The organism is Microbacterium sp. J1-1 (genome assembly GCF_024498615.1).
Taxonomy (GTDB): domain Bacteria; phylum Actinomycetota; class Actinomycetes; order Actinomycetales; family Microbacteriaceae; genus Microbacterium; species Microbacterium aurugineum.
This window is the reverse complement of sequence record NZ_CP089590.1, coordinates 2,893,944-2,919,424: the sequence shown is the minus strand read 5'-3', so window position 1 is coordinate 2,919,424 and position 25,481 is coordinate 2,893,944. Positions and strand designations below refer to the sequence as shown.

The following is a 25,481-nucleotide window of genomic DNA, read 5'->3' as shown; positions in this document are numbered from 1 at the left end:
ACATCCGGGTCGTCCTCCCGCGCGTCAGGGCTCCAGCGAGACCTCCCGCAGCGCGCCGTCCCCGTCGATCTCGAGGGTGAGGGTGAGGTCGAGCCGACGCAGGAACGCGTCGTCATGGCTCACCACGAGCACCGCACCGCGGTAGGCGCGGAGGGCGTCGACGAGCTGGTCGACCGTGTCGAGGTCGAGGTTGTTCGTCGGCTCGTCCAGCACCACGAGGTGCGGGGCGGGGTCGGCGAGCAGCAGCGTCGCCAGTGCGACACGGAAGCGCTCGCCGCCGGACAGCGCCGACACCGGGCGGTCCGCGGTGGCCCCTCGGATGAGGAACCGGGCGAGGCGGTTGCGCAGTTCCTTCTCCGGTACGTGCGGCGCCGCGGCGGCGATGTTCTCGAACACCGAGCGCTCCTCGTCGAGACCGTCGACGCGTTGCGGCAGGTAGCCGATCAGGTCGGTGTGGGCCTCGGCATGCAGGCTCGGGCGTTCAGAACTCAGGACTTCCGTCTCGGATCCGCCTTCCTCCGCCCTCGGCGCCTCGAGGGGAGCCGTTTCTCCTGAGTTGTGAACCCCGCCGGCCACCAACCGCTCCAGCAGGGTCGTCTTCCCGGCACCGTTGCGCCCGATCAACGCCACCCGCTCGGGGCCCTGGATCACCCAGGCCCGCTCGTGATCGCCGATCGTCGCGATCCGGCGGCTGCGCGACATCCCGGGATCGGGCAACTCGATCTTCATCGACGCCTCGGAGCGCACGCGTCTCCCGGCGTCGTCGAGCACCGACCGTGCGGCATCCTCTTTCGCCCCGACCTCGGTGCGGAGCCTGCCGGCCGACACCTCGGCAGCCATCTTGCGGCCGTGGGCGATGATCTTCGGGACCCGCTTCTCGATCTCGGCCTTCTTCGCCGTGCGTGCGCGGTGGGCGAGCTTCACCTCGGCCTCGATCCGCTGGCGCTTCTCCTTGCGGAACGCCTGGGCGGCGGTGACTTCGGCCTGTTTCGCCGCATCCTGCTCGGCATCAAGCCAGGCGCGCCACTGCGAGTACGGTCCGCCGAACACACTGAGCGTTTGGGCGTACAGCTCCGCGGTGTCGTCCATCAACTCGAGCAGGGACAGGTCGTGGCTGACGACGATGAGCGTGCCCTTCCAGGCGCGCACCATCGTGCCGAGCTTCGCCCTGGCGTCACGGTCGAGGTTGTTGGTCGGCTCGTCGAGCAGCGTGATCGGCGCGCGGCGCAGGCGGATGCCGGCGATCGCGACCAAGACCGCTTCGCCACCGGACAGCTCGCCGACCCTGCGATCGAGGAAATCCGGCGCGAGGCCGGCTTCCGCCAACGAGGCCTCGGCGCGCGCCTCGATGTCCCAGTCGTCGCCGACGGCATCGAAGTGCGCGGGATCGATGTCGCCCGCGCTGATCGCCCGGACTGCGTCGAGCGCCGCGGAGACGCCGAGAAGCTCCGCGACCCGACGGTCGACATCGAGCGTCAGCTGTTGCGGGAGATACGCGACATCGCCGGACGCCGTGACGATGCCCGAGGTGGGGTCGAGCTCACCGGCGATCAGCCGCAGCAGTGTGGACTTGCCGGCACCGTTGCGACCGACCAGGCCCGTGCGACCGGAACCGAAGCTGCCGGAGACGCCGTCGAGCGCGATCGTGCCGTCCGGCCAGGCGAAGGCGAGCCGGTCGAGGGTGACCGACGCGTGAAGGGAAGTGGGTGTTGACATGGGTGTCTCCTGTCGAGTGCGAGGGTGCACTGACACCGAGCACCGGCCGGACGTGTGGAGTCACAGGTCGCGGAGGAGCGGGTCTGCCGTGGAGTCGGCGATCGTCGGGTCAGCGCGCGGGAAGAGAGGCGCGGAGGCGACGGATCAGATCAAAGGACTTCCAGACACGGCGGACAGGACTCCCCGACGATACCCGGGCGTGTCGGTGCCGCGCAACCCGGGCGTGTCGCGCATCCGTCGCGCGGGGGATGCCGTCGTGTGCAGGGATGCGTAGCGTGGAGGCATGGCAGATCGAGGTCCGAGTCCCCAGGAGTCCCGTTCGCGGATGGGGCTGGGCGTCGGCCTCGCACTCGGTATGGCGATCGGCGTGTCCCTCGGCTCCGCGCTGCAGAACTGGGCGCTCGGCATCGGGATCGGGATGGCGATCGGCATCGCGTTCTCGGTCGCCATCACGTCCGGCGGCACATCACGCCGCCCTGCCGAGGGTGAGGCCGAGGACGAGGAACCCGAGGACGGGGAGGGTGACTCTCCCACGGACGAGCCTGATGCCGACGGGGATCGGCCCCCGCGCTGATCAGGGTGACGGGATCCGGTCGAGCCACTTCGCCAGGAACCGATGCACGTCGACCAGCTCCTCTTCGGAGATGCTGTGGGTCAGACCCGTGTACACCCGTCCGGAAAGCTCGGAGTGCGCGGGGAGCCACTGTGCCGTGTGGTCGATCAGTGCGGTCGGGATGATGTCGTCGTTCGTGCCGCGGCCCCAGAACACGGAGGGGCGCAGTTCGGTCAGCGCCTCGTCGTTCGGCAGCTCGCCCGGTGCGGCGTATCCGCTCAGCGCCACCACGGCGTCGATGCGCTCGGGCGCGAGTCGCAGCGCTTGCAGCGCCACCGCGGCGCCCTGCGAGAAGCCCAGCAGAGCGACCGATGGGGCATCTCCGACGGCCGTGGCGAGCCACTGCAGGAAGGCCTCCCCGGCAGCGGTCACGGCCTCGGGGGCGCGCCCATCGAGTCCCTCGATCGGGTACCACGAGCGGCCCGGCATCGGCCACGGAGGCGTGAGGGGTGCGGCGACAGAAGCCACGGCGATGCCCTCCGGCAGATAAGGGGTGAGCCCGAAGAGGTCGTGCTCGTCCGCCCCGTAGCCGTGCAGAAGGACCAGCAGCGGCATCCGTCCGCGGTCGAGGGACGACCATCGGGTCGCGGTGTCGTCGATCCTCAGGTTCTCGCTCACACCGTCATCCTGCCAGCAGCCGCCGACACACGATCCCCGCCGACACGCCAGATGTGGGACCGAGGAGTGGGCAACGTCCGACATCTGGCGTGTCGGCCGGCGAAACGGTGCACGTCGGGCCGCACGCACGGAGTAAGCGCACGGGGGAGCGCACGCGGGAAGCGTGCGGTGGAGAGGGGCCGGTGTCGGTCCGAGGAGGCGGCTGGTAGAAAGGACACATGGCGGTCCGTACACCTGATCCCGACCCGGAGCCCGAAGACGAAGGTCTCGGCGCTTTCCGAGACGCGAACCCGCCGGCTCCGGATGCGAACCCCGGCTGGCTGAGCGAGTTCGAGCTGGAGGAGGCGCGGCGGCGACTGCCGATGCTCTACGTCGAGGCGATCCCCGTGCGCACCGACGGCTCCGGCCAGGTGACCGAGATCGGCATCCTGCTGCGGTCCACCCCGATGGGGGAGATGACGCGCACGATCGTTTCCGGACGTGTGCGCTTCGGGGAGACGATCCGCGAGGCGCTCTTCCGACACGTGGAGAACGACCTGGGCCCGATGGCCTTCCCGCTGCTCCCGCCGCAGCCGCTGCCGTTCACGGTGGCCGAGTACTTCCCGATCCCCGGCGTCAGCGCCTTCCACGACGATCGGCAGCACGCCGTTTCGCTGGCCTTCGTCGTGCCCGTCACTGGAACGTGCGAGCCGCGCCAGGACGCGCTCGAGGTCACCTGGTTTTCGCCGGAGGCCGCGGGATCCGACGCGGTCGCGGCCGAGATGGAGAACGGTCGAGGCACGCTGATCCGTCAGGCTCTCGCGAGCCTGGGTCTTCTGCGCTAGCACCCGCGCCCGGCACCCCCGCGCCAGACCTGCGCGCCGAGACCCCGCCTGCGCGCCGAGACCCCGCCTGCGCGCCGAGACCCCGCCTGCGCGCCGAGACCCCGCCCTGTCCGCGTCAGTAGCAGGGGGTTTCGGCGCGCAACGGGGGTCTGGGGCGTACCTGCGGCTCCGAGCCCTGCACCGCGCCGAGGTCGCCCGGGTCAGCGCCGGGTGAGGCGGGAGAGCTCGGCGACGAACGCGTCGACGTCGGCCTCCTCGGTGTCGAAGCCGCACATCCAGCGGACTTCCTTGCGGGCGGCATCCCAGTCGTAGAAACGGAACGAGTCGCGGAGCTGGTCGGCGACGCCGTCGGGCAGCGTCGCGAAGACGCCGTTCGACTGGGTCGGCTGCGTGAAGCCGACGCCGTGGATGGATCCTTCGGCGATGCCGGCCTCGATCTCGGAGCGCAGACGGGCCGCCATGGCGTTGGCGTGCTGGGCGTTGCGCAGCCAGAGGTCGCCTTCGAGCAGCGCGATCAGCTGGGCCGAGACGAAGCGCATCTTCGACGACAGCTGCATGTTGAACTTGCGCGAGAATCTGAGGCCTTCGGCGGCGTCGGGGTTCAGCACCACGATCGCCTCGCCGATCATCGCACCGTTCTTGGTGCCGCCGAACGTGAGCACGTCGACGCCGACGTCCCGGGTGAAAGCACGCAGGGGCAGGTCGAGGGCGGCGGCGGCGTTGGAGATGCGGGCGCCGTCGAGGTGCAGCTTCATGCCGCGCTCGTGCACGTGATCGGCGATCGTGCGGATCTCTTCTGCGCTGTACAGGGTGCCCAGCTCGGTGCTCTGCGTGATCGAGACCACCAGAGGCTGCGCCCGGTGCTCGTCGCCCCAGCCCCACGCCTCGCGGTCGATCAGCTCGGTGGTGAGCTTGCCGTCGTCGGTGGGAACCGTCAGCAGCTTGAAGCCGCCGATCTTCTCCGGGGCGGCAGCCTCGTCGACGTTGATGTGCGCAGTCGACGCCGCGATCACGGCGCCCCAGCGCGGGAGCATGGACTGCAGGCCGGTCACGTTCGCACCCGTGCCGTTGAACACGGGGAACGCCTCCACGCCGTCGCCGAAGTGCGCCTGGAAGACCTCCTGCAGGCGGGCGGTGTACGCATCCTCGCCGTAGGCGCTCTGGTGACCGCCGTTCGCCGCGGCGATCGCCGCGAGGACGTCGGGGTGGATGCCGGAGTAGTTGTCACTGGCGAAGCCGCGGATCGCGGGATCATGCTGGATGCTCACCGCTCAAGCCTAATCGCCCTACCGAATGTCCCCGCCCCGCCCTACCCTCTATCCCATGGAGCGCACCGCAGCCAAGAGGGCTTTCGGCAACGTCCTCGTCAACACGCTCATTGCGAACGTGACGACGAGCTTCCTCTGGTTCGCGCTCACGTTCTGGGTCTACATCGAGACGCAGTCCGTGCTGGCCACGGGCATCATCGGCGGTGCGTACATGCTCTTCATCGCGTTCTTCGCGATGGCGTTCGGCACCATCGTCGACCGCAACCGCAAGCACACCGTCATGGTGATCTCGAGCGTCATCTCGGCGGCCGCCTTCCTGGTCGCCGGAGCTCTGTATCTCTGGCAGCCCGAAGCAGCGCTCCTCGATCTGGGCGGCCCGTGGTTCTGGCTGTTCTCTGGCGTGATCCTGTTCGGCGGGGTGATCGAGCAGCTGCGCAACATCGCCCTCTCGACCACCGTCACCCTGCTCATCCCTGAAGACCGCCGCGCGAACGCCAACGGCCTCGTGGGAACCGTGCAGGGCATCGCCTTCCTGGTCACCAGCGTGTTCTCGGGGCTCTCGATCGGGTTCCTCGGCATGGGCTGGACCCTCGCGATCGCGATCGCTGCGATGGCGCTCACCTTCGCGCACCTGCTCTTCATCCGCATCCCCGAGGGGACGCCGAAGCCCGACCCCGAGGCGTCGAGCGCTCTCGACTTCCGCGGCAGTGTGAAGGCGATCCGCCTCGCCCCCGGGCTGTTCGCGCTCATCATCTTCTCCACGTTCAACAACCTCATCGGCGGCGTCTACATGGCGCTGATGGATCCGTACGGGCTGACCCTGTTCGACGCGCAGACCTGGGGCTTCGCCTTGGCGTTCGCGTCGACCGGCTTCTTGATCGGTGGTGCGCTCGTGGCGAAGTTCGGCCTCGGCCCCAAGCCGATGCGCACGATGCTGCTCGTGGTCATCGCGATGGGACTGCTGGGCTCGGTGTTCATGCTGCGCGAGTGGTGGCCGCTGTACGTGGTCGGCATGTGGGTGTACATGGCACTGGTGCCGCCGGTCGAGGCCGCGGAGCAGACCGTGATCCAGAAGGTCGTCCCGTTCGAGCGACAGGGGCGGGTGTTCGGGGTCGCGGCGGCGATGGAAGCGGCGGCGGCGCCGATCACCGCGTTCCTGATCGCCCCGATCGCGGAGTTCCTGATCATCCCGTACATGAACACCGCCGGGGGGCAGCAGCAGTGGGGCTGGCTGCTCGGAGAGGGCGAGGCCCGGGGCATCGCCCTCATCTGCCTCTTCGCGGGGCTGGTCATGGTGGTGGCCGCGACGCTCGCCTTCTTCACCCGCTCGTACCGCAAGCTCACCGAGCTCTATGCGCAGGCGCCGGAGCAGGACATCCCGACGCCCGAGGGAGACGCCCAGGGGTCGGCGCCGCACACCCCGGACGCGAGCGGGGGAGAAGAGCCAGAAGAGCACGCCGAGGTCCGGCACGTGGAGGCTCCACCCGTCGTGCCGGGCATACCGCCGGAACCCCGCTGAGCGCGGCGGGGATCCCGTCCGGACTCACTCCAGGTCGAACACCCGGTCGTTGAGGTCGGTGGCGTCCGCGTCCCACAGGGAAAGGATCCGGGTCGCGAGAGTCTCGGGGTCGAGCGCCTTGGCACGGAACACGACGGAGGCGGTGCGCAACGGTTCGCCGGCTTCCCGCGCGGCCTTGGCGTACCCTTGAGCAACCGCCCGCGCCCAGGCCTCACTGGCGGCCTTGACGGAGGCGTAGTTCGCTCCGCCGGCGAGGGGTCGTGCGACGGCGGTCGACGACACGATCGCGAATCGTCCGGCCTCGGAGGCGCGCAGCGCGGCATCGAAGGCCCGGCTCGTGGCGCGCACGGATTCGAGGGCGGGCAGCAATGCGGCGAAGTCCTCGTCCGACTGCCCGGCGAGGCCGCCGCCGCCGCGCCAGCCGCCCACCAGCGGGATCACCGCGTCGACGGCGCCCGACCGGGAGGCGAGTGTGGCCATCTCCGCGAGGGAGGTCGCATCGGCGACCACGACCTCGGCGCCGACATCGGCGAGCTCCTGCAGTCTGTCGGCGGAGCGACCGGTGGCGATGACGTGCGCACCGGCTCCGTGCAGGGCACGCGCGACCGCGAGACCCGCAGTGCTGGTCGCTCCCGCCAGCACGACCCTGCGGCCGGAGAGTCTCGAATCCGTCTGTTCAGCCATGTCTTCCACTCTTCCGCGTCGGAGGGGCTTCTGCGGCCGGAACCCGCGGAAGAATTCGCAGAACAGGTTCCGGCCGCAGCGCGGTGCGCCCCAGCGTCACACTCGGAACGCGCGCGGTGCGCGCGTGGTCATCAGTCGTCCGTGCCGCGGATGCCGACGGTCGATTCGATGACCGGCTTCATCTTCTTGTGGAGGGTCTCGAAGAACATCGACAGCGGGAACTCGTCGTCCATCACCGCGTCCGTGTAGCCCTTCGGTGCGCCGGCGAGGATCTCGTCCGACAGACCGCGCGCCCACTGCGAGGCGGGGTGCGGGGTCAGCGTGCCGCGGACGAGCTCGTATGCGGCGAGCCAGTGTGCGACCTTCGGGCGGTCGATCGAGTGCCAGTACAGGTCGTCGATCGCATCTCCCAGAGCGACCACGGCATCGGGCACGTTGTCCCAGTCGAACGCGAGGGCGGTGTCGGTCCAGTGCAGCACACCGCGCTGGTGCAGCCAGGCGAACAGCAACTGGCCGCCGACCGCGTCGTAGTTGCGGGTGCGGGTGCCCGTGATGGCGAACCGGAATATGCGGTCGAAGATCACCGCGTACTGCACGAGGTGCGCGTAGTCGTGCATCTCCTGCTCGGTCTCGGTGAGTTCCTCGCCGGCGGCGATGCGGGCTGCGAGCGCGCGCTCGATCTTCACGGACTCGCGGAACGCCGTCATGTCGCAGCGCATCTCCTCCAGCGAGTAGAGGAAGAACGGCATCCGCTGCTTGATCATGAACGGGTCGAACGGCAGGTCCCCGCGCATGTGCGTGCGGTCGTGGATGATGTCCCACATGACGAAGGTCTTCTCCGCCACCTGCTGGTCGTCGAGCATCGCGGCCGCGCGTTCCGGCAGCTCGAGGTTGGTGATCTCGGCCGCGGCACGGGTGACGCGACGGTAGCGGGCCGCCTCACGGTCCTGGAAGATCGCGCCCCACGTGAAGGTCGGGATCTCGCGCATCGCGACGGTCTCGGGGAACAGCACGGCCGAGTTCGTGTCGTAGCCGGGCGTGAAATCGACCAGACGCAGCGAGACGAACAGCTTGTTGCCGTAGTCGCCGGCCTCGAGAGCAGCGATGAACTCAGGCCAGATGGTCTCGACGATCAAAGCCTCGACCAGGCGATCGCTCGAGCCGTTCTGGGTGTACATCGGGAACACGACGAGGTGGCGGATGCCGTCGACTCGGTGCTGCTGCGGCTGGAAGGCCACGAGCGAGTCGAGGAAGTCCGGCACGCCGAAGTCCTCCGATGCCCAACGGTCGAAGTCGACCACCGATGCGGCGAGGTACTCGGCGTCATGCGGGAAGGCGGGGGCGAGTGCGCGGATCGCGCCGGTGATCGCACCGACGAGCTCGCGGGCTGCGGCGTGGTGCGCGGCGTCGGGGATCGAGCCGTCCTTGATCTGCATCTCGCGGATCGCGATCGCGGCGTCCTTGAGCTGCGCCCAGGCGGCGGACTGCTCGGCGATCGCTGCGTCCTCGACGACCTCGGGTTCGCCGACGATGGCCTGAACAGCGGAACTGTTGGCGGAAAGAAGGGACATCGGGACCTCCGATCAGAGATTTGGACGGAAAGATTCCTGCATAATCGGAATCCTGACGATAATCTTACAGCTATGGATGACTCTGTCGACCGCGCGATCCTGACCGCGATCTCCCGTGACGGGCGTGCCACGCTCTCCCAGCTGTCGGATGCAGTCGGCCTCTCGGTCTCGGCGGTGCAGTCCCGCCTGCGCAGGTTGGAGACGCGCGGCGTGATCTCCGGATATCGGGCGATCCTCGACCCCGAGCAGGTGGGCACGCCGCTCTCCGCCTTCATCGAGATCACGCCGCTCGATCCGGCTCAGCCCGACAACGCGCCCGAGATGCTCGAGCACCTCGACGCGATCGAGGCCTGCCACTCCATCGCCGGCGATGCGAGCTACATGCTGTTCGTCCGCGTCCCGACTCCGCGGGCGCTCGAGGAACTCGTGCGGGACGTGCGCCTCGCGGCGAACGTCAGTACGCGCACCACCGTGGTGCTGCAGACCTACTACGAGCACCGGCCGATCATCCCGGTGGGCTCGACCGAGTAGCCGCGCGACTCAGAGCACGGCGCCCACCATCGCCTCGCCGAGCGGGGTGCGCAGGTGCTGCATCCTGGCGCCATCGCGTTCGCTGGCGATCAGGCCGGCGCCTCGGAGCACGGCGAGGTGATGCGAGGCGGTGGAGATCGCGAGGTCGGCCTCCTGGGCGACCTGGGAGGTCGTGCGGGCGGTGCCGGCCCGAAGCAGGATGCCGGCGCGGGCCGGCCCCAGCAGCGCGCCGAGGGCATCGGCGATGTCGGTCGCGTTCCGCGCCCAGCCGGCCGTGACGCCTCGGGCGGGGTAGAACAGGGTGGGTTGCGCGGGAGGTTCGGTGAGCACCATGCACCCCCACGACGACATGACCGAGGGGACGAGGACGAGACCGCTTCCCCGGCAGTCGACCTGCTCGCTGTGACGGCGGAGGGAGACACGGACGGCACCTGCACCCCAGGTCACCTGAGGGTGCAGGTCGCCGGCCATCCCCGCGATGCCCGTGCTCGCGATCGCGCGCGTGCGGACGGCGATGTCGGCGCGCAGCAGGCGCTCGAGCTGCGGCCACACCGGGGCGAGCGCCGCGTCCCAGACGGCGGCGCAGGCGTCCGCGATGAGGCCGCGGGCGCGCTCGGGGTGATCCTGCATCTCGCGCAGCGCCTGTCGTCGAGCGCCGGTCGAACGCACCACCATCTTCCCGAAGTCGACGCGCATCGGCTCGAGCGGTGCGCCGCGCAGCTCCTTGAGCTCGACCTCGGGCGTCAGATCCCACCGTGGAGCGGTGGTCAGGAAGTCGGGCAGGTAGCCGTCATCTCCGATCACGGTGGTGAGCAGGGCGAAGTCGTCGCGCGGAAGACGATCGCGAACGGCCCGCAGCCATCCCCACTGCAGTGGATGCGCGGTGGGACGCCGCAGCACACGTACCGCGTGAGCCAGTTCGTGACCGGGTGAGATGCCGAACCGCACCGCCTCGACGTCGCCGGGGGTGAGATGGAACTCGACGCGATGATCGGGATGCTCGATGCCCTCGATCGGACCGGAGTTTCGATGCACATCGAAACTCTAGGGGGTACGTCCTTCGCTGTCGAGACTGGGGTCATGAACAGCACATCTCTTCCCGTCGGGGTCGTCGCCGGCGCCGACATCCGCATCGGCTCGGGTCGCAGCCGCCGATTCGTCGGGGTCGAACACGGCGCCGAGGTGTCGTACTTCTTCGTCGAGAATCAACCGGGCGAGGGGCCGGGGCTGCACTGGCATCCCTATCCTGAGACCTGGGTCGTGATCGAGGGCGTCGCCTCGATCACGGTGGGCGAGGAGACGTTCGTCGCCGAGGCCGGAGACACCGCCACCGGCCCCGCTTTCATCCCGCACCGCTTCACCAATGCGGGCGACGGGGTTCTCAAGATCATCGGCATCCACGCCTCCGCCGCCATCATCCAGACGTTCCTCGACGAGGACTGACACACCGTAGGAGACCCCATGTCCTTCCAGGCATACCTCGACAACATCGAGACCAAGACCGGCCTCACCCCGCGACAGTTCATCGAACGCGCCACGGAGAAGGGCTTCGACCAGACGACCAAGGCCGCGCCCATCGTCGCCTGGCTCAAAGAGGACTATCAGCTGGGACAGGGCCACGCGATGGCGCTCGTGCACGTGATCACGAAGGGTCCGCAGATCAGCGACAAGCACGTGGGCAAGGGCGGCGCCCACCGGGACGCCTCCGACACCCTGTGGCTCGACGGCAAGGACAGCAATCCGAACGCCTGATCCCTCCGCACGCGCAGGCCGCGCCTCGTCCCGGCCAGTAGGATTCCCTGCGTGGCAGCATCCTCCCAGCGCAAGAAGAAGGCCCCGAGTGCCCAGCGCACGCCGACCCGCAGAAGCGGCAACCCGGCGAAGCGTCCGGTCGTCGAAGCGGGGCCGGTGACGGTATCCGACTGGATCGGGGCTGCACGGCTGCGCACGCTGCCGCTCGCGATCGCGCCGGTGGTCATCGGCACGGGGGCGGCACGCAGCACCGGTCCCGAGTTCCACTGGGTCATCGCGCTCGCCTGCCTCGCCGTCGCGGTGCTGCTGCAGATCGGCGTGAACTTCACGAACGACTACAGCGACGGCATCCGCGGGACGGACGCCCACCGCGTCGGCCCGGCCCGGCTCACCGCCTCCGGACGGGTGAAGCCCCGCACCGTGCTGATCATCGGTCTCGGCTTCTTCGCGCTTGCCGCAGCCGTCGGGCTGGCGATCGTGATCCGCACGGGGCAGTGGTGGATGCTCGCCGTCGGTGCCGCGTGCATCATCGCAGCGTGGTTCTACACCGGGGGCAAGCGTCCCTACGGCTATTACGGCCTGGGCGAGGTCTTCGTGTTCGTGTTCTTCGGGCTCGTGGCGACGCTCGGCACCACGTGGGTGCAGGTGTTCGACCTGCCGCAGCAAGCCTGGCTCGGGGCGATCGCCGCCGGCCTGTTCGCATGCGCCGTCCTGCTGGCCAACAACCTGAGAGACATCGATCAGGACCGCGAGGTCGGCAAGCGCACGCTCACCGTGCTGATCGGGCGCCGGGCCACCCAGGTGCTGTTCACGCTGTTCGTCCTGGTGCCGTTCGGCATCGCGGCCGTGCTGGCGCTGCTGTTCCCGATCGCGTGGATCTCGCTGCTGGCGTTGCTCGCAGGTCTCCCCGCCATCGCGATCGTCTGGTCATACCGGCAGCCGAAGGAGCTGGTGACCGCGCTGGCGCTCACCTCGCTCACCGCGTTGCTCTACGCGGGCGCTCTCTTCTGGGCGTTCGTCGGCTGATCCAGCGCGCGAAGGTCAGACCCGCGGGTCGTCGTCGACGGATTCGTTCGCATCGTCGATGGCCCGGTCCTCAGCCTCCGCGTCGGCCTGACCGCCGGAGGAGCGGCTCTCCCGACGCTCCTGCAAGCGGGCGGAGGCGTCGGTGAGGGGTGTGCGCAGGAACAGCATCGAGATGCTCATCCCGATGAGGGCGGCGAAGATCGCCGCGAGCCACCAGAACTCGCGGAAGATCGGGAAGAAGAACCACAGGATGGCGAGCGGCACCAGGAATGCCAGCAGCCGCAGCACGGTGTAGACGAGGAAAGGGGCGGGCTTCTTCACCTCTTCAGTCTACGTTCGCTGCGCCGTGCCTCCGTCGCCGATGCCCAGGTGAGCGAAGGGGATGCCACGCACCACGCGCCGCCAGGGGTGTTCGCCCAGCGTCCACAGCAGCTCGGCGTCGAGGTCGAGTGCGAGGTCCTCGCAGCCGACCGGCAGTGCCGCGCGATCTCGGGTGAGTGCGGACTGCGGACCGCTCCACAGCACGCCGGGGTGCAACTGGTCGGACTGTGACACGAAGTAGCGGTCGCCCCACCGCACCGCCCCCTGCATGCGGGCGATGTCGGGGGAGAAGCGGTCCGTTTCGATGAAGGCGTCCTCGGGGCCCTCGGGGATGGAGAACTCACCGATCCGGCCGCTGCCGTCGGTGCGGTTCTCGCCGATGAGCACGCGTCGGAGGGGAGAGCCGTCGTCGTCGAACACCCGGCCGAGGAAGGAGCAGCGCAGAGCGACCGGATGCACGACGGTGCGCACGGCCACGAGCACGGTGGCACGGCTCCGGCGGGCGCGCGCTCCGGCGAGTCGTCGGGCGTCGGCGCCGCGGACCTGGCGGATGTCGGAGAGATCGAACTCCCAGATGCCGCGTCCCGTCGCCGCGACGAACAATCGATCCTCGAACCAGGCGAGGCCACCGGCGTGGATCGGCGCCGGCTCGAGCTCGCCCTCGTCCCCGGTGACCGCGAGGACGATGTCCAGGTGTCGCGCGCGTTCGCGGTCGACGAGGGTGACGCGGGAGGCGAGATGGACACCGTCGAGGCGCTGCCGGAACCAGCTCACGGCGATCGTGGGGCGGTCGCGCCAGCTGCCGAGGTCGATGCCCTGGGGATACCAGCGGCGGGTCCACGTGCGGGCCGAGAGCCAGCGCAGCTCGAGGGCGTCGCGCCGTCTCCACCGCACCGGGCGCCAGGTCGATCCGAAGGGCCAGAGCATGCTCCTCATCGTCCCTGATCCGAGGGCGTTGTCGAAACCCAGACGCGTTGTGCGGTTGTCGGTGTGTCGCGGGACGACTTGCTGACGGGCCGACGCCGCGTCCGGGTTTCGCACTCGCGTCAACTGCTGCGACGGATGGCGCGTACGCCGACGGCGAGTCCGACGACCGCGACCGCGAGCGCCGAGAGCCAGCCCCACATCACTGTCGCATCCCCGAGGTCGCCTGCGAAAAGTGCGCGCTCAGCCTGCACGACCCAGTTCACCGGGTTGAACGAGGCGACCACTCGCATCCATCCAGGTGCCGCGTCCAGCGGCAACAGCATCCCCGACAGGATCAGGAGCGGGAAGATCAACGATTGCTGCACACCCCAGAAGAGCCATTCCCGGTCCTTCGTCGCCAGCGCGAGCGAGTACGACAGTGAGCCGAGGCCCACCCCGAACACGGCCAGCAAAGCCAGCCCGATGAGCAGGCCGGGGACGTCGACCGTGAATCCGAAGGGCCACGCGATCAGGACGATCACGAGCGCCTGCACGACGATCGGCGCGATCTCCTTGAGTGCACGGCCGATCAGCAGCGAGGAGCGGGCGAGCGGGGCGACCAGTGTGCGCTCGTGCGAGCCGGTCATCATCTCGTACTGCAGGTTCGATCCTGTGGACCCGGTGCCGAACAGCACGATCATCACCAGCACGCCCGGCACGAACCAGTCCAGGGTCTCGCCGGCCGGTCGGCCGGAGTCGCCGATCAACAGCGGGGCGAACAGTCCCAGGAAGATGAGCGGCTGCAAGAGGCTGAAGATCAGCGTGAACGGGTCGCGCAGAACGGGCTTGAGCTCCCGGCTCAGCACATTGCCGGTGTCGCGCGCGAGGTTCGGGCGCACGCGTGTGTCGTTGTCGGTCATGAGTGGACTCCTGTCATGTCGTTCCCCGAGAGGGAGGGTGCGGGATCGGGCGAGTCGACGGGGGCCTCGGCGCCCTCTCCGGCCTCGCGCAGGGTGCGTCCGGTGAGAGCGAGGAACACGTCGTCGAGGGTGGGTGGCACTCCGGTCGTCCGATGGACGGTGATGCCGGCGGCGTCGAGTTCTCGCACGATCACCGGGAGCAGCCTGTCGCCCTCCGGGACCGCGAGCGAGATCTCGGAGTCTTCGACCGTGACCTCAGCCGCGCTGAGACGAGCGACCACGCCCCGCGCGCTCGCCGCGTCGGCAGCATCCGCGAATCCGAACGTCAGCACGTCTCCGGCGAGCTTCGCCTTGAGGGAGGTGGCGTCGTCGTCCGCGATGATGCGGCCCTTGTCCATGACCATCACTCGTTCGGCGTAACGGTCGGCCTCCTCCAAGTAGTGCGTGGTGAGGAAGACGGTTGTGCCGTGCTGGGTGCGCAGGTCGAGGATGTGCTCCCAGAGGTTGGCCCTGCTCTGCGGGTCGAGTCCGGTGGAGGGCTCGTCGAGGAAGATCAGGGGCGGCGCGTGCATGAGCCCCAGCGCGATGTCGAGTCGACGCTTCTGCCCGCCGCTGAGTTGCTGCACGCTGCGGTTCGCGAAAGAGGTGAGATCGAGCGATTCGATGAGCTCGCTCGCCCGCCGTGCGCTGTCCCGGCGAGACATCCCGTAGAACGCGCCCTGGCTCAGCAGCTCATCTCGAACGCGTTGCGAGAAGCTGCCGCTCGTCAGCTGCCCGACGTAGCCGATGCGCGCGCGCGCACCGGCTGCGTCCGTGCGGATGTCGTGTCCGACGACCGTCGCGCGACCGGAGGTCGGCGGGATCAGAGTGGTCAGCATCCGCAGGGTGGTCGATTTGCCTGCGCCGTTCGGGCCGAGGAAGGCGACGAGCTCGCCGCGCACGGCGGTGAAGGAGACATCGGTCACCGCGTGCACCGGTGTCTTCTTGACGGTGAAGACCTTGGTCAGGCCTTCGGTCTCGATGAGGGATTCGTTCATGAGGGGGAGCGTAGAAAGAAATGCGGACAGATCTCGTCCTCGTTGTCTGGCAATCTGTGACGCATGACCGACACGACCACCCGCGCCCTCGCTCTGCTCAATCTGCTGCAGACGCACAGACATTGGCCGGGAGCCGAGCTCGCGACACGCCTGGGCGTCACCGAGCGCACAGTGCGTCGCGACGTCGATCGTCTGCGGGAGCTCGGTTACCGGGTGGAGTCGACGCCCGGGGTGGCGGGTGGTTATCGATTGGAGGCCGGGAGCGCCGTGCCGCCGCTGCTGCTCAACGACGATGAGGCGGTGACCATGGCCATCGGGCTGCGGGTGGCTGCCACTCAGCAGCTGGTCGGGGGGCCGGATGTCACGCTCACGGCGCTCGCGAAGCTCGAACAGGTGCTGCCTTCGGCATTGCGACAGCGGGTCAACGCGCTCGCCGCGTCGGTGCAGGCGCCCCGTATCGGCGATGCTCCGGTGGTCTCGCCGGAGGTGCTCGGAGAGATCGCCCTCGCCACGCGCGACACAGAACGGTTGCGGCTGCGCTACGTGGACGGGGAAGGGCAGGAGAGCGTCCGCCGGGTCGAGCCACATGCTCTCGCACCGGCCGGCCGCAAGTGGTTCCTGCTGTGTTGGGATCTCGATCGTGACGATTGGCGCACTTTCCGAGTGGACCGCATCGTGTCGGTCGAGCACACCCGCGTGCTGTTCAGCCGGCACGAGATCACCGAACAGGAGATCGAAGAGCGCGTGCTCGTGGCGGCGTCCTGGTCGCCGCAGAACGTCACGGCCGCGGCCGTGATGGAGCTGCCGCTCGCCGAGGTGCAGGAGCGTTTCGGGCCGTGGTGGGAGGGGGCGACGCCCGTGGGCGACGACCGCACGCACTGGCCGGTCGGCGGCTCCGATTGGCGGGAGGCCATGTACGGACTGCTCTGGATCCCCGAGGGGGTCGAGTACACGGTGGCGCTGGCCGAGCCGCACCGCAGCGAGCTGCGCGAGGCCGTCGGACGGCTGCTGCGCGCCCTCGACGCCGCTGCGCCGGATGAACTCGAGTGACGGCCGGTCATCCGAAGACTCGGAGCGTCATCCCAGGAAACGGTTCTAGCGAGGAAGATCACGGCCGGGTAACGTCGTTCGCATCGCGGCGATCCGGGTGGTCCCGGGCCTCAGCTCATACCTGACGGCGTTGCGGGTTCGACTCCCGCCGTCGCGTCCACTTCTTCCCGACGGCCCGCCACACCTCCTCCCGTGCGGGCGAGGGGATCTTGCGCGCAGGGGTCCGCGTGCCTAGCTTTCGGTCATGACGAGAACACGAGGCGCGGAGACGGGGTCCGCGGCATGTCGAGACTGACGCAGACTCTGATCCCGCCGTCGCAGCGGCTGTCAGCCGAGGCCCTGGACGATGCGCTGAACCTGGGCGCCGGAGACGCCCTCAGCAAGCGGACGGGATTCCTCATCATGCTCACGCTCTCCGGCGTGATCGCGATCGCGGGAGTGCTGACCGACTCGACGGCGACCGTGATCGGGGCGATGATCATCGCCCCGCTGGGCACACCGATCCTCGGCATCGCCTGGGGGATCGTCACCGGCCATCCGCGGAGGGTCCTCTCGTCGATCCTGTGGGTCCTCAGCGGGGTCGTCATCGTCGTCGCGCTCGGATTGGTGTTCGCGGTCTTCGTCGCGACCCCGGAGAGCCTGTCCACCAACTCGCAGGTGATCGGACGCACCTCGCCGAGCCTGATGGATCTGATGGCCGCGCTGGCGACCGGGTTCGCCGGCGGATTCGCGATGTGCCGCAAGGACCTGAGCGCGGTGATGCCGGGCGTCGCGATCGCGATCTCCCTCGTGCCGCCGCTCGGTGTGGTCGGTGTGTGCGCGGGGCAGGGGCAGTGGCCCGAGGCGCTCGGTGCTCTCGTCCTCTTCCTCTCGAACGTGTTCGCGCTGGTGATCGCGGGCAGCATCGTGTTCACGGTGGCGGGCTATGCCCGCGACCCGGGATCCTCGCCCACCGCCAATCGCCGCCGGGCCTATGCGATCGTCGTGACGCTGGCCCTGATCATCGCTCTCCCGCTGGCGGCGAACTCGATCGCCTCGATCGCGGTCGCCCGCTGGTCGGTCAGCATCCGGAATGTGACGGCCGACTGGCTCGGAGACGAGAGCGGCGGGCACATCCACGGGCCGGTGCAGTGGAGCGGGCTGACGGCCACGGTCTCCCTCACCACCCCGGACGGCTCGACTCCGCCGCTGGACGACCTTCAGGAGGAGATCGCCAAGACCGTGCCCTCATACATCGGGGTCGTCGTCGACGCGGGCCAGGGGACCGAGCTCGTCGTGCAGTGAGAACCCCCATCCGTCGGGAACGACCGCGCGACGTCGAGTACGGCCTCGCAAGGGCCGATGATGGAGGTATGCCTTCTGCCCATCGCCCCGGTCTGCGGGTCTCGTCGGGTCTCACCATCCCCGAGTCCGAGCTGTCGTGGCGCTTCTCGCGGTCGTCGGGACCCGGCGGGCAGGGTGTCAACACCGCGGATTCGCGGGCGGAGCTCGTCTGGGATGCGGCGAACTCGGCGGTGCTCTCCCCGCATCAGCGCAATCGGCTGCTCGACCGGCTCAGCGGGCGTCTGGTCGACGGGGTGCTCACGATCGCGGCATCCGAGCACCGTGCACAGCTGCGCAATCGAGACGCCGCGCGGGATCGGCTCGTCGCGCTGGTGGCCGAGGCGCTGCGCCCGCCGGCTCCTCCGCGTCGCCCGACCGCACCCACTCGCGGATCGAAAGAGCGTCGGCTGAAGGCGAAGCAGCGCCGCACTGAGACCAAGAACCTGCGTCGACCGCCTCGCGACTCCTGAGCGCGGAGCGACCTGCGCGGTTCCTTCCCGCGTTCCCGTCGCACTTTCGCCCGCAAAACGGCTCGACAGCCGTCGAAAGTGCGACGGGAACGCCTGTGCTCACTTCTTGAACGTGCCGTCTCCCGTGCCTTCGGTGCGCGGCGCGGGCCGGCTTCGCGGAGGCAGCCGCGCGCTCCACCAATGAGGTCGAGAAGCGCTACCTCGAGGAGCGCGCCCGGGGGTGACCCGCCACCACTGTCAGACGAGTTCGGAGCCTTCGGGTGAGACGGGGCGTGGGAGCTTCCGCAAGCGGCCGACTGCCGCGAGCAACTCCTCGGCGGAGGTGCCCAGATTCCCGAGAGCGGCAGCTGCGGCCGCGCTGAACCCGCCGGTGTCGATCGGAAGGCGGGCCACGTTCGGGACGAGACCCTTCTCGTTCGTGACCCAGGTGCCGGCGGATGCATGCCACGCGTGTGCGGTGAGCATGGTCGTCGTGGTGCCGCACAGCGACACGTAGGCGACATCGCCGGCCTTCGCGCCCTTCACCGCGGCGTTCAGCAGGAAGTCGACCTGCCAGAGGTTCGCGAGGAACGCCTCCCGCAGCGCATCGGGGTAGGGGGTCACTCCGCGCGCGAGCGCGACCAGCAGCCCGTCCGGATCACGCAGCGGCACGCTCGTCGCGACCTCGCCCGCATACGCGACGTCGAGGAAGCCGAGCGGGTGCCCGGGCTGGGGATGGAAGGCGAACTGGCCCCGGACGGCGCGGGCGCACTGCTCCGTCACCCGCTCCACGTCTCGGAGGATGAGATCCACGGGCACGCCGTCCACGATCAGCCAGGCGCCGCCGTCGACCCAGGGGCCCCATCCGCCTCGCTCGGCGACCTCGACGTGTTCGCCCGTCCAGCCGCTCGCGACGCGGGCGATACCGGCGCGGTCGACGTCCGCGTCCACGTACAGTCCCAGGTCGATGTCGGAGTCCGGGCGATGGGTCCCGCGGGCGCGGCTCCCGCCCAGCGCGACCGCGCGCACGCCGGGGACGCGGCCCAGGTCGTCGGCCATGGAGCGGAGGCGGACTTCATCGAGCACGGGTTCAGTCCTTCCCGCCGCCGCGGACGAGTTCGAGTCCTGCGCCGGCGAACTGCCGCAGCGTCGCATCCGGCAGGAACGCCCTGGTGAGGGCGCCCCCGATGCGGGTGAGGTCGCTCTCGTCGCGGAAGAGCAGGTACATGGTCTCGTAGCGAGGGTGGAACTTCTGCTTGAACCGGTGCAGCGAACCGAAGCCGTACACCGGTTCCAAGGCCTCGGCGAGGCGGTCGCTCAGTGCTGCGATCACACCGGCATCCGGGGGATAGTCGTGGGCGAGGGGCGCGCCGGACAGTGACATGATCTGTGCGCCCTCGTCGGAGAACTGCCGGGCGGAGGAGCCGATCAGGAACTCCATCACCGGGCCGAACCCGCCCTCGCGGCGGCGCATGAGGTCGAGGGTCCAGCCCCGCACTTCGCCGTCGTCGCCGTACACGGGCAGCCAGGAGAGGAAGCCGTCGACGTCGCCGTTCGGGGCGAGCGCGAGGGCGAGCCGCACTTCGGGATCCTCGGCCTCGTCGAGCGTGCCGAGGGTGAACCGCATCTCGGGCAGATCCTTGTCGCCGACCCATGCCTCCGAGATCGCCCGCAGCTGCTGCTGCACCCCCCACGGTTCCGCCTTGAAGTGGGTCATCCGGAAGGTCATGTCCTCGCGCCCGGCCTTGTTGAGCGAGGTGCGCACCGAGTTCCACCGTTTTCCCGTGAACTCGAGTCCCGGCAGATCGACGATCGTGTCGTCCGCCACGACGATGCTCCGCCAGGTCGAGGGGACCGCGGCGCGGGTGGCCTCGTCCGCGCTGAAGAAGCACGGGACGAGACCGGCGAGTTCCGCCGTGCGGATGAACTCCTGCACCGCCTCGGCACGGGCATGCGCCGGGCCGATCGGGTCGGCGAGCGCGAGCGCGACGCCGTTGCGCCTTTGGTACGCCACGATGCCGCCCGGCACACGCGCGTAGCTGTTGCCGTCCCAGGTCGTCATCCACGAGAGGGTGCCGCCGCCGTGCGTGCGCAGTTCGTGCTTCATGTCGTCCGCGGTGGGGGAGGGCTGCATGCCGAGCTTCGACTTCCGACGGGCATGGAACGCGCGGCGTACCCAGATCAGGTACACGAGCATGATCAGCCAGAGGAAGCCGTTCGCGAGGGCGAGCTCGGTCTCGCCGTCCCAGCGGACGTCCACCTGGGCCTGGCTGAAGACGGTGATCAGCGTCAGCACGAGCGCGGCCGTGACGATGTTGAGGATCCCGAGCAGGAGGGCGAGCACCCAGGTCCAGCGTCGTCCGCGACGCAGCCCGTTCACGAGCACCAGGATCACGACCAGGTCGATGGCGAGGTCGATGAAGCCGCCCGAGGCGGGCTCGGTCGGACCGAACGGACCGTCGGTCGGCAGGAGAGTGGTGATGATCTCGACCGCGCCGAGCACGAGGATCGCCATCACCGCGATCAGCCGCTGCTCGCGAACGGTCGTGTGACGCACACGCAGGGTGCGGTCCACCACGAGGATCAGCAGCACCGCGAGCAGATGTTCGAGGTCGGCGAGCTTGCCCCAGAACAGCATCGCGATGAAGACGAAGCCGAGCAGGATGAGCCACCCGCGCACCCGCCGCGGTGGCCGGAACAGGCCCACCGCCGCAGCGATGCAGGCCATGGTGCCTCCGGAGGCCCCGACATCGAGCGCCTGCGCCTGCGTGGTCGCCCACGCCCACGGGAACGAGGAGAGCACGAGGAGCACCAGGGCGGTGGCGAAGATCGCGAACAGCTGGCCGACCGCGTAGTACGCGATGGCGACGCGCGTTCCGCGCCGGAACTCCAGGTAGGCCATGCCCCAGAACCCGGCGATCGTGAACACGTAGACCCACGGCTGGTTCACGAAGAACGTGCCCGTCAGCGGCGTCCACCACTTCCCCTCGGCGAGATTGGGCAATCCGTAGGCGACGGTCGGGAACAGGTCGCTGTCCTCGAACGGCGTCCACAGGCCGCGCCAGATGACCCCGACGGCGAGGATCAGCACCACCATCGTCAGCGTCGCGGGGATCCGCCGCGCGAACGCCGGCAGCGGGTGCAGCGAGGGGGAGCGCTCCTCAGTCATGCGATCAGCGTAGCGACGGCTCCGGTGATGCGGGGAGGGGACTACTCGCCGCGAAGCACCCGCCGCAGGTCGGCGACCTCGTCGTCCGTCAGACCGCCGCTGCGGAGGTAGCCCGCGACGTCACCGTGAGTCGCGTCGATCCAGTCCAGGGCCGTCTCGATGGCTGAGGCGGGCGATTCGGTCGCCAGGGTCTTGAGCCCGGGGGTCAGGGGAACGCCGAGCGAGGTGATGAGGCCGGTGAGTGCTTCCGCGAATCCCAGCGCGAGGTTCTTCTCGGTCTCCGTGTAGTCGTCGACGATCGCCTCACGCGGCACGCCTGCGACGGAGAGCAGGATCGCCGCAGCGAGACCCGTCCGATCCTTGCCCGCGGTGCAGTGGAACAGGACGCCGGGGCGGGGTGTGCGCGCAGCGTCGAGCACCGTGCGCGCCACGGTCGCGAACTGCGCGGCGCTGTCCGTGAGGATCGCGATGTACAGCTCCTCCAGGGTCGGCACCTGCTTCAGGAGCTGGGCGACCTGGGTCACCGACAGGCTCTTGCTGCCGGCCGCGGGGAGCAGATGCTTCACCATCTCGTCCATCGCTCCGCCCTGCATGGGCAACGGCAGAAGCGTCACGCTGCCGTCCGCGGGGAGACGGTCGGCTGCACGGGACCGCTCGGCATCCGTGCGCAGATCGATCACGGTGCCGATGCCGAGATCCGTCAGAGCCCGCAGTCCGTCGTCGGTCAGTCCGGCGAGAGCATCGGCTCGGAACAAGAGCCCGGACGCGATGGTCCCGCCTCCTGAGACCGGCAACCCGGTGAGTTCCCGGGCGTTATGCGTCCCCTGCAGAAGCGAAGTCAGTTCCATCGTCGTCCGGGCCCTCTCCCTGAATCTGATCTCAGAGTATCGGGGTTCGCGTCCGGCCTTCACTCTCGGCGGAGCTGCCGCGACGGGCGCCAGGACTCAGCCGTTCAGGGCCTTCTCGATCGCCTGTTCCGGGTCGTCCCAGGTCTCGAGCACGACCTTCTCGCCGTCCACGAAGAAGGTCGGGGTGCTGGTCACGCCGAGCTTCTCCCCGTCGGTCTTGTCCGCCTGCACGCGCTCGGCCGTCGCCGGGTCCGCGATCGCCGCGTCGTAGGCGGCCATGTCGAGCCCGAGCTCCTCGGCGAAGGCGCGGAACACCTCGGGCGTCTCCTCGCCCTGCTCGCCCCACTGCGCCTGCGTCTCGAACAGTCGGTGGTACATGTCCTCGAACCGGTCCTGCTGCGCCGCCGCCTCGGCGGCGAGGGCGGCCTGGGTGGAGTTGATGTGGCCCGGGAGCGGGAAGTAGCGGACGACGTACGCGATCTCGCCGTCGTACTTCTCCCTGAGCTCTTCGACGACGGGATAGAACGCCCCGCAGGCCTCGCACTCGAAGTCGAGGAACTCGACGACGGTCACGGCGCCCTCGCCCCCGTCGTCGAGCACGTGCGAGTCGGTGCGGACGGTCTGCTGCCCCGCGCCTTCGGGTGGCGTGGGGGCTGCGCGCTGGTTGAGCGCGAACACGAGGGCGACGATCAGCAGGACGATGGCGACGGCGATGGCGATCAGGGTCGCTTTGACAGAGTTCTTCATGGGGTCTCCAGACACACGGGTACGACGGGAAAGGGGATGCCGCGCGAAGGCGGCCCGAGGGACGCGTCGGCGTTCAGGTGCGGGAGATCGAGAGCTCTGTGAGCGAGAGCGCGGAGAGGAGGGGACGCGGTCCGGCGCGCGCCGGCGGTGCTGTGCGCGGGGCGCGCGAGACGAGCAGCCGTGTGCCGCGACCACGGAGACGCAGGAACAGCAGCACCAGTGCGACGCAGCAGAGCGCGACGACCAGGCAGACCCCGGCGTCGGCGGTGAGGACGTCGACCGCGGTCGCGCCGTCAGCCACCGCGGTGCCGGATTCCGTGCCCGCCGACGCCGTGATGCCGGAGGCGAGGCAGAGCGTGGCGTGCACCTCGGCGGAGCCGCGCGACGTCGACCACGCGCCGACGACGAGCAGGAGCGCGAGACCGACGGCGAGGACCACACGCGCGATCATCGTCCGCTCGGCCCGTGCTCGCGGCATCCGATCCGGCGATGAGGGCAGCATTTCCCGCGCAGTCTAGCAACGGCGCCTCTGCCTCCTCCGAACCCCGGACGCTGAGGACATGCCTACACTGGAGGGGTGGCGAGACTACTGATCATCGGCGGCTTCCTCGCCGCCGTGTTCTGGGTGTTCAGCATCGTCGACTGCGCTGTGCAGCCGGCGACGCGGCACCGGGGCGTGCCCAAGGCCGCCTGGATCGCCATCGTGGTGCTCCTCCCCGTGATCGGGGGGATCCTCTGGTTCGTGATCGGTCGTCGGCGGGCCAACGGTTCCGGTGCTCGCCCGGTGATCGCCCCGGATGACGATCCCGCCTTCCTGCGCAGCATCGACAAGACCGAGCAGGATGCGCGCATCCGCCGTCTCGAAGAGGAGCTCGCGCGCCTGGACGAGGAGACCGACGAGCCTCCCGCCTCGGACCCGCGCCCGTGAGCTCGTCGCCGGCGATGGATGCGGCGGCGTCCCTGCTCGCCGATCTCGTCGCCCATGGAGTCCGCGACGTCGTCGTCTCTCCGGGTTCGCGATCGCAGGCCCTCGCGCTCGCCGCGGTGCGTCTGGCGGATGAGGGTCACCTCCGTGTGCATGTGCGCATCGATGAGCGGGTCGCCGGTTTCACCGCGCTCGGCATCGCCAGGGAGACGCAGGTCCCCGCCGCGGTGATCTGCACCTCGGGGACGGCCGTCGCGCATCTGCTGCCCGCGGTGATGGAGGCGTTCCACTCGGGCGTGCCGCTGCTGCTGCTTACCGCTGATCGCCCACCCGAGTTGCGGGGCGTCGGTGCCAACCAGGCGACGCTGCAGAACGGTCTGTTCCACCCCTGGGTGCGCGATCAGGTCGACGCGCCGGTTCCGGGAGACGGCGAGTGGGCAGGGCTCGCCGAGCGTGCGGTGGCCGCGGCGATGGGCGTGCGCGACGTCGACGCGCTTCCCGGCGTCGCAGGACCCGTCCACCTGAACCTGCCGTCGCGCGAGCCGCTCTCCGGTGCATTCCCCGGGGTCGTGGTGACTCCCGGTGATACGCCCGTCCTGCGCGCGGCCGACCCGTTCGAGCTCGCCCGGGGTCCGCGCACCGTCGTGCTGGCCGGTGCCGATGCCGGGCCGGACGCCGAGGAGATCGCCTACGCCGGTGGGTGGCCGCTGATCGCCGAGATCGTGAGCGGGGCCCGGTTCGGTCGGCAGATCGTGCACGGGTATCGCCGCCTCCTCGCGCAGGAAGAGCTCGGTGGACGTATCGAGCGCGTGGTCGTGCTGGGTCACCCGACCCTCAGCCGGGAAGCGACGGCCCTGCTCTCGCGCCAGGATGTCGACGTGGTGGCCGTCCGTCGTGGAGGGGAGGAGCTCAATCTCAACCACCGCACGCGCGCCGTCGGGGCCGTCACGGTCGCCCCCGGTGCCGCCGATCGTGCGTGGCTCGGTGCGTGGCTCCAGGCCTCCGCCGCCGAGACCGTTGACCTGAGCGAGAACGCCCCGGATCCGGAAGGCCTCGCCTCCACGGACTTCGCCGCCCGTCGGGAGGCCGTGAAGGCCGAACTCGACGCGGTCCGGCGCCCGCTCGATCGCGAGCTGCTGGTCGATGCCGTGTGGCGGGCCACCTGGCCGCACGATCGGCTCGTCTTCGGCTCGTCGCGGCTGGTGCGCGTGGCCGACCAGGTGCTCGGAGGCAAGAAGGTGCCCGTCCACGCGAACCGCGGTCTCGCTGGGATCGACGGCACGATCGCGACCGCGACCGGTATCGCCCTCGCCAGCCAGGCCGCGGGCGCTCCCGGCGTGACCAGGGTGCTGCTGGGCGACCTCGCCTTCCTGCATGACGTCGGTGCCCTGCTGCTGCCGCCGGATGAGCCGGAACCGCGTCTCCAGGTCATCGTCGGCAACGACGGCGGCGGGACGATCTTCGACGCGCTGGAAGTCGCCGCCTCCGCACCCCCGGCCGACCTCGATCGCGCCTTCTACACCCCGCACACCGTGCGACTGGAACACCTGGCATCGGCGTACAGCTGGGAGTACCAGCGGGTCACGACCCGCACCGCGCTGGATCAGGCGCTCACCACGCCGCGAGGTGGACGTCAGATCATCGAGGTGCCGCTGCCGCGTTGA

The 25,481-nt window shown here is 69.6% G+C and carries 27 protein-coding genes and 1 pseudogene; 13 read left to right on the top strand and 15 right to left on the bottom strand.

Features of this window, described 5'->3' with window-relative positions; translation table 11 throughout:
• Positions 1-24: 24 nt before the first annotated feature.
• The gene (locus LRQ07_RS14215; RefSeq protein ID WP_256534987.1) at positions 25-1,716 is read right to left on the bottom strand and encodes an ABC-F family ATP-binding cassette domain-containing protein; all 1,692 of its coding nucleotides are present in this window, start codon (positions 1,714-1,716) and stop codon (positions 25-27) included.
• A gap of 283 nt (positions 1,717-1,999) precedes the next feature.
• Here LRQ07_RS14215 and LRQ07_RS14210 point away from each other — a divergent pair, with 283 nt between their 5' ends.
• On the top strand, positions 2,000-2,290 hold the full coding sequence (locus tag LRQ07_RS14210; RefSeq protein ID WP_256534986.1) for a hypothetical protein: 291 nt from the start codon (positions 2,000-2,002) through the stop codon (positions 2,288-2,290).
• On the opposite strand, the gene LRQ07_RS14205 is transcribed toward LRQ07_RS14210, so the two are convergent.
• Positions 2,291-2,947, bottom strand: a complete 657-nt coding sequence (locus LRQ07_RS14205) for an alpha/beta hydrolase (RefSeq protein WP_256534985.1) — start codon at positions 2,945-2,947, stop codon at positions 2,291-2,293. It lies immediately after the preceding gene.
• A gap of 218 nt (positions 2,948-3,165) precedes the next feature.
• On the opposite strand from LRQ07_RS14205, the gene LRQ07_RS14200 reads away from it, so the two are divergent.
• Positions 3,166-3,771, top strand: coding sequence for an NUDIX hydrolase family protein (locus LRQ07_RS14200; RefSeq protein WP_047524563.1), 606 nt, complete (start codon positions 3,166-3,168; stop codon positions 3,769-3,771).
• A gap of 200 nt (positions 3,772-3,971) precedes the next feature.
• Here LRQ07_RS14200 and LRQ07_RS14195 read toward each other — a convergent pair whose 3' ends face one another.
• Positions 3,972-5,039 (bottom strand): threonine aldolase family protein, encoded by a 1,068-nt coding sequence (locus LRQ07_RS14195; RefSeq protein ID WP_256534984.1) that lies wholly within the window; start codon positions 5,037-5,039, stop codon positions 3,972-3,974.
• Positions 5,040-5,094: 55 nt separating this feature from the next.
• Here LRQ07_RS14195 and LRQ07_RS14190 point away from each other — a divergent pair, with 55 nt between their 5' ends.
• A complete protein-coding gene (locus LRQ07_RS14190; RefSeq protein ID WP_232763503.1) occupies positions 5,095-6,558 on the top strand; it encodes an MFS transporter in 1,464 nt (487 codons plus the stop codon).
• A 24-nt stretch (positions 6,559-6,582) separates the two neighbouring features.
• Here LRQ07_RS14190 and LRQ07_RS14185 read toward each other — a convergent pair whose 3' ends face one another.
• A complete protein-coding gene (locus tag LRQ07_RS14185) occupies positions 6,583-7,242 on the bottom strand; it encodes an SDR family NAD(P)-dependent oxidoreductase (RefSeq protein WP_256534983.1) in 660 nt (219 codons plus the stop codon).
• 131 nt (positions 7,243-7,373) lie between these two features.
• Positions 7,374-8,813 carry a DUF6421 family protein gene (locus LRQ07_RS14180; protein ID WP_232763505.1) on the bottom strand — a complete coding sequence of 480 codons (1,440 nt, stop codon included), beginning with the start codon at positions 8,811-8,813 and terminating at the stop codon, positions 7,374-7,376.
• A gap of 72 nt (positions 8,814-8,885) precedes the next feature.
• On the opposite strand from LRQ07_RS14180, the gene LRQ07_RS14175 reads away from it, so the two are divergent.
• Positions 8,886-9,344: an Lrp/AsnC family transcriptional regulator gene (locus LRQ07_RS14175; protein ID WP_226531346.1), complete on the top strand. Its 459-nt coding sequence runs from the start codon at positions 8,886-8,888 to the stop codon at positions 9,342-9,344.
• A gap of 9 nt (positions 9,345-9,353) precedes the next feature.
• Here the strand turns inward: LRQ07_RS14175 and LRQ07_RS14170 are convergent, their stop codons facing one another.
• A complete protein-coding gene (locus LRQ07_RS14170) occupies positions 9,354-10,379 on the bottom strand; it encodes an ArsR/SmtB family transcription factor (protein ID WP_256534982.1) in 1,026 nt (341 codons plus the stop codon).
• Positions 10,380-10,424: 45 nt separating this feature from the next.
• On the opposite strand from LRQ07_RS14170, the gene LRQ07_RS14165 reads away from it, so the two are divergent.
• Genes LRQ07_RS14165 through LRQ07_RS14155 form a run of 3 tightly spaced genes read left to right on the top strand, consistent with a single transcriptional unit; the run spans position 10,425 to position 12,122 of the window.
• Positions 10,425-10,787: a cupin domain-containing protein gene (locus LRQ07_RS14165; RefSeq protein ID WP_256534981.1), complete on the top strand. Its 363-nt coding sequence runs from the start codon at positions 10,425-10,427 to the stop codon at positions 10,785-10,787.
• Between the two features lie 18 nt (positions 10,788-10,805).
• Positions 10,806-11,096 carry a DUF4287 domain-containing protein gene (locus LRQ07_RS14160; RefSeq protein WP_256534980.1) on the top strand — a complete coding sequence of 97 codons (291 nt, stop codon included), beginning with the start codon at positions 10,806-10,808 and terminating at the stop codon, positions 11,094-11,096.
• Positions 11,097-11,147: 51 nt separating this feature from the next.
• Positions 11,148-12,122, top strand: a complete 975-nt coding sequence (locus LRQ07_RS14155) for a 1,4-dihydroxy-2-naphthoate polyprenyltransferase (RefSeq protein WP_047520930.1) — start codon at positions 11,148-11,150, stop codon at positions 12,120-12,122.
• 15 nt (positions 12,123-12,137) lie between these two features.
• On the opposite strand, the gene LRQ07_RS14150 is transcribed toward LRQ07_RS14155, so the two are convergent.
• The 4 genes from LRQ07_RS14150 to LRQ07_RS14135 all read right to left on the bottom strand — a co-directional run bounded on the left by LRQ07_RS14150 (position 12,138) and on the right by LRQ07_RS14135 (position 15,306).
• Complete coding sequence (locus LRQ07_RS14150; RefSeq protein WP_232763508.1) at positions 12,138-12,443, bottom strand: DUF4229 domain-containing protein; 306 nt, start codon at positions 12,441-12,443, stop codon at positions 12,138-12,140.
• A gap of 9 nt (positions 12,444-12,452) precedes the next feature.
• A complete protein-coding gene (locus tag LRQ07_RS14145) occupies positions 12,453-13,370 on the bottom strand; it encodes a hypothetical protein (protein WP_256534979.1) in 918 nt (305 codons plus the stop codon).
• 119 nt (positions 13,371-13,489) lie between these two features.
• A complete protein-coding gene (locus LRQ07_RS14140) occupies positions 13,490-14,269 on the bottom strand; it encodes an ABC transporter permease (protein WP_232763510.1) in 780 nt (259 codons plus the stop codon).
• Positions 14,266-15,306: an ATP-binding cassette domain-containing protein gene (locus tag LRQ07_RS14135; RefSeq protein WP_256534978.1), complete on the bottom strand. Its 1,041-nt coding sequence runs from the start codon at positions 15,304-15,306 to the stop codon at positions 14,266-14,268. Before LRQ07_RS14135 ends, LRQ07_RS14140 begins: the two co-directional genes overlap by 4 nt.
• Before the next feature lie 63 nt (positions 15,307-15,369).
• Between LRQ07_RS14135 and LRQ07_RS14130 the strand changes: the two genes are divergently transcribed.
• The 4 genes and pseudogenes from LRQ07_RS14130 (at position 15,370) to arfB (ending at position 18,149) form a co-directional block, all read left to right on the top strand.
• A complete protein-coding gene (locus LRQ07_RS14130) occupies positions 15,370-16,356 on the top strand; it encodes a helix-turn-helix transcriptional regulator (protein WP_256534977.1) in 987 nt (328 codons plus the stop codon).
• An 84-nt stretch (positions 16,357-16,440) separates the two neighbouring features.
• A pseudogene (locus LRQ07_RS14125) lies at positions 16,441-16,516 on the top strand.
• A gap of 122 nt (positions 16,517-16,638) precedes the next feature.
• Positions 16,639-17,640 (top strand): TIGR00341 family protein, encoded by a 1,002-nt coding sequence (locus LRQ07_RS14120; protein ID WP_256534976.1) that lies wholly within the window; start codon positions 16,639-16,641, stop codon positions 17,638-17,640.
• 68 nt (positions 17,641-17,708) lie between these two features.
• Positions 17,709-18,149: an alternative ribosome rescue aminoacyl-tRNA hydrolase ArfB gene (arfB, locus tag LRQ07_RS14115; protein ID WP_134352114.1), complete on the top strand. Its 441-nt coding sequence runs from the start codon at positions 17,709-17,711 to the stop codon at positions 18,147-18,149.
• A 237-nt stretch (positions 18,150-18,386) separates the two neighbouring features.
• Here arfB and LRQ07_RS14110 read toward each other — a convergent pair whose 3' ends face one another.
• The 5 genes from LRQ07_RS14110 to LRQ07_RS14090 all read right to left on the bottom strand — a co-directional run bounded on the left by LRQ07_RS14110 (position 18,387) and on the right by LRQ07_RS14090 (position 23,394).
• A complete protein-coding gene (locus tag LRQ07_RS14110; protein WP_256534975.1) occupies positions 18,387-19,214 on the bottom strand; it encodes a nucleotidyltransferase domain-containing protein in 828 nt (275 codons plus the stop codon).
• A gap of 4 nt (positions 19,215-19,218) precedes the next feature.
• Entirely contained in the window at positions 19,219-21,297 is a 2,079-nt protein-coding gene (locus LRQ07_RS14105; RefSeq protein WP_256534974.1) for a bifunctional lysylphosphatidylglycerol flippase/synthetase MprF, read from the bottom strand.
• 41 nt (positions 21,298-21,338) lie between these two features.
• Positions 21,339-22,145, bottom strand: coding sequence for a tyrosine-protein phosphatase (locus LRQ07_RS14100; protein ID WP_256534973.1), 807 nt, complete (start codon positions 22,143-22,145; stop codon positions 21,339-21,341).
• A gap of 96 nt (positions 22,146-22,241) precedes the next feature.
• Positions 22,242-22,892, bottom strand: coding sequence for a DsbA family protein (locus LRQ07_RS14095; RefSeq protein ID WP_256534972.1), 651 nt, complete (start codon positions 22,890-22,892; stop codon positions 22,242-22,244).
• Between the two features lie 73 nt (positions 22,893-22,965).
• Positions 22,966-23,394, bottom strand: a complete 429-nt coding sequence (locus tag LRQ07_RS14090; RefSeq protein ID WP_256534971.1) for a hypothetical protein — start codon at positions 23,392-23,394, stop codon at positions 22,966-22,968.
• Between the two features lie 75 nt (positions 23,395-23,469).
• Here LRQ07_RS14090 and LRQ07_RS14085 point away from each other — a divergent pair, with 75 nt between their 5' ends.
• Together LRQ07_RS14085 and menD are read left to right on the top strand one after the other, a co-directional pair.
• The gene (locus tag LRQ07_RS14085; RefSeq protein ID WP_047524129.1) at positions 23,470-23,820 is read left to right on the top strand and encodes a PLD nuclease N-terminal domain-containing protein; all 351 of its coding nucleotides are present in this window, start codon (positions 23,470-23,472) and stop codon (positions 23,818-23,820) included.
• Between the two features lie 14 nt (positions 23,821-23,834).
• A complete protein-coding gene (menD, locus tag LRQ07_RS14080) occupies positions 23,835-25,481 on the top strand; it encodes a 2-succinyl-5-enolpyruvyl-6-hydroxy-3-cyclohexene-1-carboxylic-acid synthase (RefSeq protein ID WP_256536443.1) in 1,647 nt (548 codons plus the stop codon).